This is a genomic window from uncultured Psychroserpens sp., assembly GCF_947492715.1.
In the GTDB taxonomy this organism is placed as follows: domain Bacteria; phylum Bacteroidota; class Bacteroidia; order Flavobacteriales; family Flavobacteriaceae; genus Psychroserpens.
Genome location: NZ_CANLNS010000001.1, coordinates 728,507 through 741,542, shown reverse-complemented (window position 1 = coordinate 741,542; position 13,036 = coordinate 728,507). Strand labels below are relative to the sequence as shown.

The 13,036-nt window shown below is 33.8% G+C and carries 16 protein-coding genes; 7 read left to right on the top strand and 9 right to left on the bottom strand.

Annotated elements, in window-relative coordinates; genetic code table 11:
• Positions 1–3: 3 nt before the first annotated feature.
• The 4 genes from bioB to Q0787_RS03390 all read right to left on the bottom strand — a co-directional run bounded on the left by bioB (position 4) and on the right by Q0787_RS03390 (position 4,459).
• Positions 4–1,098: a biotin synthase BioB gene (gene bioB, locus Q0787_RS03405; RefSeq protein WP_298900823.1), complete on the bottom strand. Its 1,095-nt coding sequence runs from the start codon at positions 1,096–1,098 to the stop codon at positions 4–6.
• A gap of 115 nt (positions 1,099–1,213) precedes the next feature.
• Positions 1,214–2,644 (bottom strand): flotillin family protein, encoded by a 1,431-nt coding sequence (locus Q0787_RS03400; protein ID WP_298900821.1) that lies wholly within the window; start codon positions 2,642–2,644, stop codon positions 1,214–1,216.
• On the bottom strand, positions 2,613–3,245 hold the full coding sequence (locus tag Q0787_RS03395; protein ID WP_366915874.1) for a hypothetical protein: 633 nt from the start codon (positions 3,243–3,245) through the stop codon (positions 2,613–2,615). Before Q0787_RS03395 ends, Q0787_RS03400 begins: the two co-directional genes overlap by 32 nt.
• 71 nt (positions 3,246–3,316) lie before the next feature.
• Complete coding sequence (locus Q0787_RS03390; protein WP_298900820.1) at positions 3,317–4,459, bottom strand: beta-ketoacyl synthase N-terminal-like domain-containing protein; 1,143 nt, start codon at positions 4,457–4,459, stop codon at positions 3,317–3,319.
• Positions 4,460–4,577: 118 nt separating this feature from the next.
• Here Q0787_RS03390 and Q0787_RS03385 point away from each other — a divergent pair, with 118 nt between their 5' ends.
• A complete protein-coding gene (locus Q0787_RS03385) occupies positions 4,578–5,009 on the top strand; it encodes a cytochrome c oxidase assembly factor Coa1 family protein (protein WP_298900819.1) in 432 nt (143 codons plus the stop codon).
• A gap of 4 nt (positions 5,010–5,013) precedes the next feature.
• On the opposite strand, the gene bioA is transcribed toward Q0787_RS03385, so the two are convergent.
• The 5 genes from bioA to Q0787_RS03360 are packed head-to-tail and all read right to left on the bottom strand — an operon-like array spanning position 5,014 to position 9,035.
• Positions 5,014–6,279 (bottom strand): adenosylmethionine--8-amino-7-oxononanoate transaminase, encoded by a 1,266-nt coding sequence (gene bioA, locus Q0787_RS03380; RefSeq protein ID WP_298900818.1) that lies wholly within the window; start codon positions 6,277–6,279, stop codon positions 5,014–5,016.
• Positions 6,276–6,884 carry a dethiobiotin synthase gene (gene bioD, locus Q0787_RS03375; protein WP_298900817.1) on the bottom strand — a complete coding sequence of 203 codons (609 nt, stop codon included), beginning with the start codon at positions 6,882–6,884 and terminating at the stop codon, positions 6,276–6,278. The genes bioA and bioD overlap by 4 nt, the downstream gene beginning before the upstream one ends.
• Positions 6,881–7,294: a DUF2007 domain-containing protein gene (locus tag Q0787_RS03370; RefSeq protein WP_298900816.1), complete on the bottom strand. Its 414-nt coding sequence runs from the start codon at positions 7,292–7,294 to the stop codon at positions 6,881–6,883. Before Q0787_RS03370 ends, bioD begins: the two co-directional genes overlap by 4 nt.
• Positions 7,295–7,316: 22 nt before the next feature.
• A complete protein-coding gene (locus Q0787_RS03365) occupies positions 7,317–8,501 on the bottom strand; it encodes an 8-amino-7-oxononanoate synthase (RefSeq protein ID WP_366915873.1) in 1,185 nt (394 codons plus the stop codon).
• Positions 8,502–8,507: 6 nt separating this feature from the next.
• Positions 8,508–9,035 (bottom strand): hypothetical protein, encoded by a 528-nt coding sequence (locus tag Q0787_RS03360; RefSeq protein WP_298900815.1) that lies wholly within the window; start codon positions 9,033–9,035, stop codon positions 8,508–8,510.
• A 140-nt stretch (positions 9,036–9,175) separates the two neighbouring features.
• On the opposite strand from Q0787_RS03360, the gene Q0787_RS03355 reads away from it, so the two are divergent.
• The 6 genes from Q0787_RS03355 to Q0787_RS03330 are packed head-to-tail and all read left to right on the top strand — an operon-like array spanning position 9,176 to position 13,027.
• A complete protein-coding gene (locus Q0787_RS03355) occupies positions 9,176–9,700 on the top strand; it encodes a DUF2975 domain-containing protein (RefSeq protein ID WP_298900814.1) in 525 nt (174 codons plus the stop codon).
• Position 9,701: 1 nt separating this feature from the next.
• Complete coding sequence (locus Q0787_RS03350) at positions 9,702–10,961, top strand: DoxX family protein (RefSeq protein WP_298900813.1); 1,260 nt, start codon at positions 9,702–9,704, stop codon at positions 10,959–10,961.
• Between the two features lie 39 nt (positions 10,962–11,000).
• Complete coding sequence (locus Q0787_RS03345; RefSeq protein WP_298900811.1) at positions 11,001–11,471, top strand: hypothetical protein; 471 nt, start codon at positions 11,001–11,003, stop codon at positions 11,469–11,471.
• 2 nt (positions 11,472–11,473) lie between these two features.
• On the top strand, positions 11,474–12,283 hold the full coding sequence (locus Q0787_RS03340; RefSeq protein ID WP_298900810.1) for a DUF2975 domain-containing protein: 810 nt from the start codon (positions 11,474–11,476) through the stop codon (positions 12,281–12,283).
• Positions 12,284–12,285: 2 nt separating this feature from the next.
• Entirely contained in the window at positions 12,286–12,492 is a 207-nt protein-coding gene (locus tag Q0787_RS03335) for a helix-turn-helix transcriptional regulator (protein ID WP_298900809.1), read from the top strand.
• Complete coding sequence (locus Q0787_RS03330) at positions 12,479–13,027, top strand: GNAT family N-acetyltransferase (RefSeq protein WP_298900808.1); 549 nt, start codon at positions 12,479–12,481, stop codon at positions 13,025–13,027. The genes Q0787_RS03335 and Q0787_RS03330 overlap by 14 nt, the downstream gene beginning before the upstream one ends.
• Positions 13,028–13,036 lie beyond the last annotated feature (9 nt).

Genomic DNA, 13,036 nt, shown 5'->3' with positions numbered 1-13,036 from the left:
AACTTATTTAAGCGCTTTTGCCTTTTGCTTGGCATCTTCGTTACGCTCTATTTTATGTTCAGGTCGCGTCCATTTAGGTTTTTCACCTAATGCTTGGTATTGAGAGTCTTGAGCTTCAACCGTTTCTGGTTGCATTTTTTTGATGAATGGTTTTTGCGGATTTAAACCTAACAGTTTAAACATTTCCATATCTTCATTAACATCTGGATTAGGAGTCGTTAAAAGTTTATCACCAGCAAAAATTGAATTTGCTCCAGCAAAGAAACACATAGCTTGACCTTCACGTGTCATTTCGGTACGACCAGCACTTAATCTTACTTGGGTTTCGGGCATAACAATCCTTGTTGTTGCTACCATTCTCACCATATCCCAAATAGATACAGGTTTTTGATCTTCTAGTGGCGTGCCTTCTACAGCCACTAAAGCATTGATTGGAACAGACTCTGGTTGTGGATTTAAAGTAGATAGAGCAACCAGCATTCCTGCTCTATCTTCAGTTTTTTCTCCCATACCAATAATACCACCAGAACACACGGTTACATTGGTTTTTCTGACATTATCAATGGTTTCTAAACGATCTTCATAACCTCTGGTAGATATGACTTCTTTATAATATTCTTCAGAAGAGTCTAAGTTGTGATTATATGCATATAAACCAGCTTCAGCTAAACGCTGTGCTTGATTTTCGGTAATCATACCTAAAGTACAACACACTTCCATTTCCAGTTTATTGATGGTTCTTACCATTTCTAAAACCTGGTCAAACTCTACGCCATCTTTCACATTTCGCCATGCAGCTCCCATACAAACACGAGAACTTCCAGATGATTTTGCTCTTAAGGCTTGAGCTTTTACCTGCTGAACAGACATTAAATCATTACCTTCAATATTTGTGTGATATCGAGCTGCTTGCGGACAATATCCACAATCTTCTGGGCAGCCACCTGTTTTTATTGAAAGTAATGTTGATACCTGAACTGTATTAGGGTCGTGATGTTTCCGATGAATGGTTGCGGCATCGTATAACAACTCCATTAACGGTTTATTGTATATTCCTAGAATTTCTTCTTTGGTCCAATTGTGTCTTGTTTCATTCATAGATCAAAAATAAAATATAAAATGATACTATAATAAAAAGTATGCTGTAAATATGAATAGTTTTTTAACAATTTTAAATTCAAAAAAGCCCGCTATATAACGGGCTTTTTTATGGTTAATTTTTATCATCTTCTTTTTTCTCTGGAAGTGATTTTGGTTCTTCAGGTTTGGTCTTGTCTTTTCCTTTTAAGTACTCAGGTAAGTCCATACCAGCCATGTTAAACATGTCTTGTAATGGAGGAACAGATTTGTACATTCCTGATAAGAAATTGGCTGTAGATGACTTTCCATCTTCTCCATTTCCACCATTTTCCCAAACAGTGACTTTATCAATTTTGATATTTTTAATAGCTTCCGCTTGTGTTTTTACAAGCTCAGGCAATTTATCTGCAATTAATAATAATACAGCATCTTTACTACTATTTCCGGCAGCTTTAACAATTTCTTGTAAACCTGCAGCTTGCTTCGTTAAGACTTCAAATTGTCCTTGTGCTTCAGCTTGTGCCTTAAATAAAATTGCATCTGCTTCACCTTTAGCTCTACGACGAATCATTTCAGCTTCGGCTTCGGCATCAATTTCTACTTTTCGCTTGTCAATTTCAGCAGGAACAATAACATCTGCCATTTGAGAAGAACGCTCGCGTTCTGCTCTCGCTATTTCGGCATCTTTTTCAGCAGCATAAGATTCTTCCAAGGCTTTTGCACTTTGTACTTTTTCTGCCGCGATTGCAACACGTTCTGCTTCGGCCTCTCTTTGACGACGTAGTGAATCTGAGTTTGCAACAGCTATTTTTGCCGTGTTTTCTCCTTCTACTGCTTGTGCGTTTGCAGCAGCAACTTGTGTTCTTTCATCTTGCACTGCATTAGCTTCACCAATAGAACCATCTCTTGTTTTTTCGGCAACCGACTTACGTGCGGCGTTAATTGCATGTGCGGCTGCTTCTTTACCAAGTGCTTCTATATAGCCAGATTCATCAACGATATCAGTAATATTTACGTTAATAAGTTTAAGACCTACTTTCTTTAATTCGGACTCAACACTTTGAGAAATATTGGTTAAGAACTTATCTCTGTCACTGTTAATTTCTTCGATATCCATTGAGGCTACTACCAAACGTAATTGACCAAAAATAATTTCTTTAGCTAATTCTTGAACATCTTGTTGTGCTAAACCTAATAAACGTTCGGCAGCATTTTGCATAACGCCAGGTTCAGTAGAGACACCAATAGTAAAGCGAGAAGGAACATTAACACGAATATTTTGTTTTGATAGTGCATTAACTAAGTTAACTTCTATTGAGATTGGTGTTAAATCTAAGAATTCATAATCCTGAATAACAGGAAATATAAAGGCGGCTCCACCATGGATACATTTGGCCGATTGACCTCCACCTACTTTTCCATAAACCACTAAAATACGGTCGGAAGGGCAACGTTTATAACGTTTAATAAGAATAATTAGAAAGACAAATACAATAAGTATCGCAATAACGATAACTATTGGAAAGCCTAAATCAAAGTTTTGTTGTGTCAGAAGGTAGTTCATGTGTTTCTGTTTTAATTGGTTCTATAGGTTTCTTTGTTTGTTCGACTATTAATATGCCATTGGAGGTAACATCAACGACTTTAATAAGTGCCCCTGATTTGAGTTCTACAAGAGAATCTGAAAGTGCTTCAAGTTCACGTAATGAGCCTTGAACACGTACACTAACTTTTCCCATTCTTGTTCGGTTTGCACCAACGGTAAGATAAATTTCTCCTATGGCTCCTATCGCATTTTTGTAATCCAAGGTACCACTGTCTGCCAATTTCCGCATAGAAAAAAACATGGCAGCCATGATTGCCATCATAATTAATCCGCAAACTGTAGCAATGATAACACTTACAGATTTAGACATGCCAGCATTAAGACATGCAATACCTGTCCATCCAAAAATGGTAAAGAAACCTACGAGGTTTTTAAAAGTTATAAATTGAAATCCAATTCCTGTATCGGCATCGATATCAGAGTCTACATCTCCTATGTCGTCACCTCCATCAATACCTGCAAAGGTTGTGATAATAACGAACACAAAAAGTAACGAGCCAATGAGCGCAATAATCCAGAAGAATTGTGAGAATCCATCTAAAGCTGAAAACCATTCCATAATAGGTTAGTGTTAAAAATTAATACTGAAATATAAGACCTTTAAAAGAGTCTTACAATATATATCAAATGTTATTTTGACAATAAGATAGATACGGCATTTCCGCCAAAACCTACGGCATTAACCAGTACGTTTTTGATGCGTTGAGGTGTTTTGGCTTTTAGGTAAGGTATTGAAATAAACATCTCGTGTTGCAACATCATTATTGCCATTTCAATATTTAAAAGTCCGGAAGCACCAAGGCTGTGACCTATCTTCCACTTATTAGTAGTTAATGATGGTGTTTTGTTACAAAAAATTGTATTGATAGCATTTATTTCGGCCAAATCGCCTTTAATTGTTCCTGGAGTATGCGTAACAATAACATCAATATCATCTGGGTTTAAACTACCTATAGCCATAGCCATAGATTGTTGAAAGCAAAGTGCATTTGTTGATAGTGAGGCACTATGTTCTAAGATTTCGGTAGCATAACCCATTCCAATTATGGTGGCTATCGCATTTGGCGCGTTACCAGATTCCAAACATGCCATTGCCGCGCCTTCTCCAAGGATCATTGTATTGTCTTTTTTGTTAATATTAAGAGACTGGTTTGGATAGGGGTTGATATTGGTTTTTGCGTAAATTTTTAAGGCTTGCATTTGGGCAATAGTAAAAGGAGTTAAAGGCGCTTCGCTTCCTCCAACTAAAAATTTATCGCATAGTCCAGCACTAATCCAAGCAATGCCATTAAGCATGGCATGCAAAGCAGTGGAACACGTAATTGAATGCGAAATTTCTGGACCTTTTGTTTGTAAATCATGTGCAACCCATGAAGAAATATTTCCTAAAGTAGTTGTTGGAGAGGTTAAAGTATTTGCTTTTTTATTTTTAATAAATCCTTTATGATATTTTTCGAATAGGGCTGTAGCACCACGAGAAGAACCAATATTAATTCCGAAGTTATCACTCGACTTCCAGTTGGCTTTTTTTATAGCTTCTCTCGATGTATGAATGGCAAATAATACGGTATTGTCTAAATTTTTGTATTTAACGTTGGACTGCTTTAGCAACTCAATTTTCTGTTTAGTTTCAGAATCAATTTTAGCTATTAGTACATCTTTTTCTTCTATAAAAAAATGATTCTTGTTTATATAGTTTTTCCAAATCTCATCGGGATGTGATCCCAAAGGAGATATTGAAGAGATAGCTGTTATAGAGATTGGTTGTTGCAAGGGCAATTAAATTTTATGCAAAAATAGGATATTGTATATTTATGTAAACATAAAATGATGATAGTTTAAGTAACAAAACAGAATTAAATGATACCTATCAAATAAATCAATCATAATTATGGAACAAATACGTCAAAAAAGTTGGTTTGGCAGAAACTGGCTTTGGGTTTTACCTGTAGGAGGATGCCTAGGAGTTATATTGCTATTTATATTTGGAATAGGTGCGGCAATTTTTGGCGTGTCTAAAATTATAAAAGAATCTGCACCTTATGAATATGCCGTTGAATCTGCTAAAGACAATAACGAGGTTCAATTGGCTTTGGGAGAATCTATTGATACGGATGGTCTTTTTCAAGGCAATATTACCATTAATAATAGTACAGGAGAGGCCGATTTAAAAATCCCTATTAAAGGAGAAAAAGGAGAAGGAGTTATTGTTGTTCTTGCCGAAAAAGACAATGAAGGATGGCAATACGAAAAACTTTATGTAGTTATTAAAGACACTCAGGAAAAAATTAATTTATTAAAAAAGACTATGGAAGGGGATTAACCCATTATAAAATATCTAATACACCCTCAATAACTCGATACACTGTGTCTAGTTCCTTTTCTGAAATCACATAAGGCGCTAAGATGTAAATGGTATTTCCTAATGGTCTCAGGCATACACCATTTTGCATAAAGAAGTTGAAAAGTTTATCACGCAAATTTCCATAACGTTCCATTTCAATTTGAAGATCTAAAGCAAATATAATTCCAGTTTGCCGAGTAGATGCTACTTTTGGGTGTGTCTTGATATGATTATCGAATGCTTGATGAGATGTTATGATTCGTTTTATATCGTCTTGAATCTTATCAGAAGTTAATAATTCAATCCCTGCTAATGCAGCTGTACAAGCTATTGGGTTAGCAGAGTATGTATGGGCATGAAATAAACCTTTGCCAATCTCGTCACTATAAAATGCGTCATAGATGTTTTGAGAACAACTCGTTATTGCCATAGGTAATAGGCCAGCGGTTAGTGCTTTACTTAAGCAGATGACGTCTGGTTTGGTTTCCATATAGTCTGAAGCAAAATAGCGTCCTGTTTTTCCAAAACCAGTCATCACTTCGTCAGCAACAGTAATGATTTGATTTGATTTGCAAAACTTTAAAATTAATTCTAATCCATTGGCATCATGCATCTTCATGGCCGCTGCTCCCTGTACTAAAGGCTCGTACACAAAACCTGCTACCTTATGATTAGCTGTGATGTCTTCCAGTTGCTTTAAAATAATATCATGGTTATGACCATTAGGCGTTGGAATACGTTTAACGTCTAAAAAAAAATCTTCAAAAGGACCATTATAAACTGATAAGCCGGAAACACTCATTGCTCCAAATGTATCACCATGAAATCCGTCTTCAAATGCAATTAAAGTATGTCGTTTTTCACCTGTGTTAAAATGATATTGCAGTGCCATTTTAATTCCTATTTCGACAGATGTTGAGCCATTGTCACTAAAAAAAATCTTGTTTTGATTTTCTGGGAGAATAGCAATTAGAGCTTCTGAAAGTTGAACAGCAGGTTCATGGGTGAAACCACTAAATACAACCTGATCTAGTCTATTCATTTGTTCTGAAACCTTATTGACGATATCTTGATTGCAATGCCCATACATACAAGTGTACCATGAAGCAATTGCATCAATGTAGGTATTACCATCTTCATCAGTTAAGGTGCAATCTTTAGCTTTTGTGATAGCAATAGCTTCGGGATGCAATTTATGTTGAGTTAATGGATGCCAAATGTGTTTTTTATCTCTTTCTTTTAAGCTCATAATTTATCTTTAAATGTTTCGGCATATGCTTTTACTACATTTTTATCAAAATAAGGTTCTTCATTTATGCGTCCAATTACATTGACTTTGGTCATTTTTATAATGATATCTTCGGTTGTTTTGTGCTCATTTCCGCTGAAAATAACAGAAACATCAAACCCTTTTTCTAACAACAAATTAATAGTGAGCAAGGAATGGTTAATACTGCCCAAGTAATGCCTAGAAACCACAATAACTTTATAATTTGGTTTAATGAGATCCAGAATGGTATTGCTATGGTTAATTGGAACAAGTAGACCTCCTGCGCCTTCAATTACCAAATGGTTATCTGTTTGAGGCGGTTTTATGTTTTTTAGTTGTATTGAGACACCATCAATATCTGCTGCTGCATGTGGGCTCATTGGTGTGTGCAGAGCATATGTGTTTTTGTGAAAATGTGATTTAGAGTTAGAGACATAAGATTGTACTTTTTTAGTATCACAATGTTCTAATTCTCCAGCTTGTATTGGTTTCCAGTAATCAGCTTCGAGTGCTTCTGTGAGTATTGCTGAGGCTACGGTTTTGCCAACATCGGTTCCTATTCCTGTGATAAAGTATGTGTTCATTTTTGTTTAAATTCTGTACTACAAGTTTCGCATTTATATTTATAGCGCGTATGAAATGGAAGTGTTCCAAATAAAAATCCAACTAAAAAGGAAAAAAAGGACTTAAAATCTGTAATCGTAGAAAATAATTCTATTTTTTCGCTATTACAATTAGGGCAATGAATGGTATTTCCTTCATCGTCTAAGGAGTACCTTTTAATAGTACTCAAAATATGTTGCGCTTTCATGGCGTCTTCAGATAGCACTTTCAATTTTACGCCTCCAATAGCGTTGCTTACTAAGGGATCTGTATCAATTGTGAGATGATCTTGTAAAAAGACTTTTATGCCTTCAGCTTCCAACCGTCCTTTAATAATTTGAGCTTCAGTTGTGTATTGAAATCGTGCTATGGTTTTAAATTTCTGACTCATTTAGGGTTAAAACATGCGCTGTTCACAATGTTTTTACAAAGGTAGTAAGTATGCGCAAGACTTCCGATATTTCTTTTTCAGTATTAAAGGAATGTATGCAAAATCTTAAACGTTCTTTCCCTTTTGGAACAGTAGGAGATAAAATGGCTTTAACATTGAATCCTTTTTCATGCAACAGATTGGATATATGTTTAGCGTTATCATTTCCGGGGATGACGCAACATTGAATAGCAGAGTTGCTGTCTATAAAATGCTCTTGCATCTTTAGCAGAGCGATTTCAGATGTAAAGAACTTAATATTATTATGAAGTCTAAGTATATCATTAGAATGTAAAGAGGATGTATCAGATTTATGGTTTTGTAGCGTATCGTAGGCAGCTTTTATTAAGGCTAAAGTGTGTGGTGGAAGCGCAGTGGTATAAATAAATGGTCTTGAAAAATTGATAAGATAGTCTCTTAGTTTTTGACTACATAAAATGGCAGCGCCATGAGCCCCTAAAGCCTTTCCAAATGTTACAATTCTAGCAAAAACATGAGTTTCAAGTTGGTGTTGAGCAATGAGACCATTACCATTATTTCCAAAAACACCAATAGCATGTGCTTCGTCAACAACAAGGTGAGCATGATGTGCTTTGCAAAGTTGAGATAGATTAATTAAATCTGGAGCGTCCCCATCCATTGAAAATATAGATTCTGTAACAACATAAATACTGTTTTGAGATTCTGAAACAAACCGAGAATGCTCGTTAATAAGTTGCTCTAAATTTAAAAGATCATTGTGCTTAAATTTGTAGGCTTTAGCGTGGCTCATTGTGATACCGTCTCTAATTGAAGCATGGCAGTATTCGTCATAAAGGATAATATCATGTCGTTGAGGCACACAAGAAAAGAAGCCCAAATTAGCGTCATAACCAGAGTTGAAAATAAGGGCACTTTCAGCATTATGAAATGTACTTATATGTTGTTCTACTATGTCATATAATGGATGATTTCCAGATAAAAGTCTGGATCCTGTTGCACCGTTTTGAACAGTATGTTGTGTTTTTAAAATGTTTATCGATATGTCGTGTAGAGCTTTTGATTTCGAAAAACCTAGATAATCATTTGACGAAAAATCAATAAGATTAGCAGACGAACCTAGGGTTCGAAATGCGTTGTCTTCTTTTCGCTTATTAAGTTTATGCTGAAGTTTTTTAGGTAACATCATGTACAATTAATCGATATAAACTAGTTCTCCTTTTTCTCTTAAAATATCTTTGTTTACCCATTTGTAATCGCCTTTTTCTGTGGCGTCTAAAAGATCAATTATTAAGGCATCTGCAATATGTGATGCAACATTGAAAGCGTCTTTGACATTTTCAGTTTTGTAAACAGTTATTTTTTTATTTCTTTCATAAAAGAGGTTTAAAACTATTATTGGTAAAGAATTTGTTGTTTCTGCGGTAAGTGCTCTTAATGTGATGTCTTCGGTTGTATTAAAAACTGAGATGTATTCTAGGTTTTCTAATGTTCGCCAAGTACCAAAACGAATACCCAGAAATGAAATGGTTTTTCTGTAGGTATTAGATTTTAAATTAATGTCTGAGCCTTCCGTTTTTAAAAGAACTAAACCGAATAAAATGGGAACTAACATTCGAAGGTCTAATTTAATCAATCCATAAAGTCCAACCAATATTGCAGCAATTCCTGCTATAATCTTCCAAATAGGAACTTTTCTGGTGTAAGTAATAATTGAATCCATAAGGACAAAGATAGCTAATGAAATAGTTAATAAAGAGTGAATTAAAGAGAATAAAAATTGTCTTTTTTAAATAAAAAATTATTGTTTATCAATAATTTTTATATATTTGTTATCGTTAAACGATAATAAAATAGATTGTAATGAAAGATAATACCAACCTTTTAACTGTAATTACATGGGGTGTTTTGCTTACATCAATTTCGGTATTACTTAATGATATGCGCGAGTTTGACTTTAATCAGTTTAAAGAATTTCAAAATTGGGCGAAATCTGCAAATAAAAACGAAACTTGGCTCACGTCACAAAATGCCATTAAATGGAGTTATTATACTATTAGTGCAGGGATATTTTTTTGGAAAGGGTATCTCATTTATGGATTTTCCTATTTTTTATCTATTCTGAAAGAGATAGATAATGGGCATTACTTTAGTGATAATAATATTAGATATTTTAAAAAAATAGGAAACATCTTTATTCAATATACAATTAGTGTTTTGGTCTTGAGATTTCTATTAGCTGCCGTTGGAAAATCTACATTCGACTTTTTCGATGAACTCAAGACTGAGTTTATGTTCCTAATTCCTGCGGGTTTAGCATTTTACGTTCTTGCCGAAATTTTTAAACGCGGAAAACAGGCAAAAGAAGAAAATGATCTAACCATTTAAAATGAAATTTGCTATGGAAAGTGTTAAACATCAAAAAACGAATTGGAGTATCATAGATAAAATCGCTTTTAGAGTCTTTTTTTCGTATGTTATATTGTTCATTTTGCTGTTGTTTACAGCACTATTATTTGAAGGGTTTTTGAGATGGTTTGCTGATATTTTTCTAGGTTGGGGTTCAGATTTCAGTACGGAAAGCACAGGAAGTGGTGATCGCTCTTTCGACTATGTTCGCTTTGCTTTAAATTTAGTTTTGGCATTACTCGTAAGCATAATTTGGACTGTTGCTGATCGTAAAAGGCACTCGTATAACACACTTTTCTATTGGTTTCAAGTTATTCTTAGAGTGGCGTTGTTTATTGCGATGCTTTTTTATGGTCTAGCTAAAGTTTTTAACGGCCAATTTGGAAGCCCTAGCTTAGAATTATTAATGCAACCTGTTGGAGAAATGTCTCCTATGGGATTAGCATGGACGTTTATGGGTTATTCTCTGGCTTATAGTATTTTTATTGGTTTTATAGAAATTCTTGGAGGCGTTTTACTTCTTTATCGTAAAACACAAACAATTGGGAGTCTCATTATTGTTGGTGTAATGACCAATGTTGTTGTGATGAATCTTATTTATGATATTCCTGTAAAATTATTTTCAATGCACCTTACATTGATGGCTATTATACTCCTATGGCCAGATAGGTATCGTATAATTAATATGTTCTTTAAAAATAAAACGGTAGAAAAGATTGAATTCTATAAACCTTTAGCTAATGGAACTTTAAAAAAAGTAATACGAGGAGGTAGAGGGTTTGTTGTCGTCTTGCTTACATTAATTCTAATCGTTCAATGTTTCGTTCAATTTGAACTGAGGGAACAATTAAAATCGAAATCTGAGTTTTATGGTATTTGGGAATCGCAGTTATTTATAAAAAACAAAGACACAATACCACCACTTCTAACAGATACTTATAGATGGCGATATTTAATAGTAGATCTTAAGAAAAAGGCAGCGATAAAAAAGATGAACGATTCCATAGATAGATATCAATTTAAATTCGATACTGTACAAAAGAAGATTGTTTTTAATCGCGAAGCAGATTTAATTCCACAACATTTTTTTTATAATTTGAATGATGATACAACCTTAGAATTAAAGGGTGTTCTAGACGGAGATTCGCTACAAGTTTATTTCAAAAGAAAACCTGAATCTGATTTTAGACTCATCAATCGGAAGTTTCATTGGGTAAATGAATCTACTTATAACTATTAATACAATTGTAGAAATGACTATTGTTTATACATGCAACATATGAAGAAAGTTAAATTATTATACCGATTACTAATTTTTATAAACCTTGCAACGTTTGTTTTAATTGTGACGCAAATTTTTGGACTGGTAATTCCAGATATTGTTAATTCTAGTCAAACTAAAAATCATGTCTTAGGTGCGTTTAATAATCTTATTTTAACGGGGCTTTTAAGTGTTATTTTAATGGGGTCTTTTAAGATTCAACAAGGCATAAAACATATCATAAAAGATGGCTTTTTTAATCGTATTAGTGAACTTAAATTTAGAAAGGCAGGTTTAATTTTTGTGGGCTTTGCATTACTTAGGACTGCTTATATTATTTTAGCTAGAAACGAATTTAAATTGAACGAATTGATAAATAGTTTTATTATGGCTTTTTTGGTAGTTTTAGTTGGAATGGGCTTGTTAATCTTTTCTGATTTTATTAAAAATGGAGGCGTTATTAAAGAGGAAAACGATTTAACTATTTGATTATGAAAACAGGAACAGCACTTGCCGATATACTATTTTTGATATGTAGTATCTCGTTTTATTTATTAATTATCGCTTTTGGCTTTGCATTAGTTACCGAGGTCTTTACTGACGATGGTAAAATGGGTAATTTTTCTCCGAAATTTAATAGCTCACATGGGTATGAAATGCCTGTTAAGTTTGAAGTAAGACCTAAAAGCCCGATGTTTAATAATATACTTTTTACTAATTATGAAGAAGAGATTGATACTAATGGGAAGAAAAGATATTATACGATACCTCAATATGCTACTCCAATAACTATAAAGGATTCCTTAAATTTTAAGACTATTATAAGTATCAATAATTATGGAATGGAAGATAATTTCGAACTAACTTCTAAAGTGCTTAGGGGAGATGGTTATATACGTATAAAACCTAAAACAGCATTCGATAAAGTGCTTATTGTGCTTAGAACTTATATGGATTTTGTCATTTTAATATTTGTTTTCTTCTTTCTTAAGAATATATTTAAGATGCTAAGAATCGATATTCGGTTTTCTCAAAAGCTATATAGATTAATACAAATATTAGGAGTAATAATGATTGTTAAGGTGTTACTCTCCATAATAATTAATTCTGTTCTGGGGAGAGCATTAAAAGAGATTCGTATAACCCCTTTAGATGATGCCTTAAAATATATGGATATAACGATGAGTTCGCATTTAGGTTTTGATTTTTCATTCCTTTTAGTAGGACTTTCGCTTATTGTTTTGAGCGCGCTATTAAGGTCTGGGAATAAAATGCAACGAGAAAACAATTTAACCATCTAATTATGCCAATAGTTGTTAATCTTGATGTAATGCTTGCTAAGCGAAAAATGAAAAGTAAAGACTTGGCTGAGATTATTGGTATTACTACAGCAAACTTGTCGATCTTAAAATCTGGAAAAGCCAAGGCAATTAGGTTTTCTACTTTGGAAGCTATTTGCGAAGCTTTAGAGTGTCAACCTGCCGATATTTTAGAGTATGTCGATAACTGATATTACATATCATAGAGTAAAAACGGATGATGAATTAAATGCTATTTTAAGACTTCAAAGCGATAACCTGCCCAAAAGAATAACAGTTTCAGAACAAGAAAAAGAAGGCTATGTCACCATTCATCATTCCTTTGATATTTTAAAACGCATGAATGATTCTTGCGCGCATATTATTGCAAAACACGATGGTCATATTGTTGGGTATGCCTTATGCATGACTAAACAATTTAAAGATGAAATTCCTATATTAATTTCTATGTTTAACGAGATTGAGTCTATAATACCTAAGCGGCTAAATTATATTGTAATGGGACAAGTTTGTGTTTCTAAACCATATAGAAAACAAGGCATTTTTAGAGGATTGTATAGGTTTATGTCCAACGTTTTAAAGCCAGATTTTAAAGCTATAATTACCGAGGTTAATGTCAAAAATGTACGTTCGTCTAAAGCGCATCAAGCTGTAGGTTTTGAACTTTTAAAAACCTATGTTTCAAACAATGAAACTTGGGAACTTATTAGTTTACCAATTTCATAGATTTAAAAT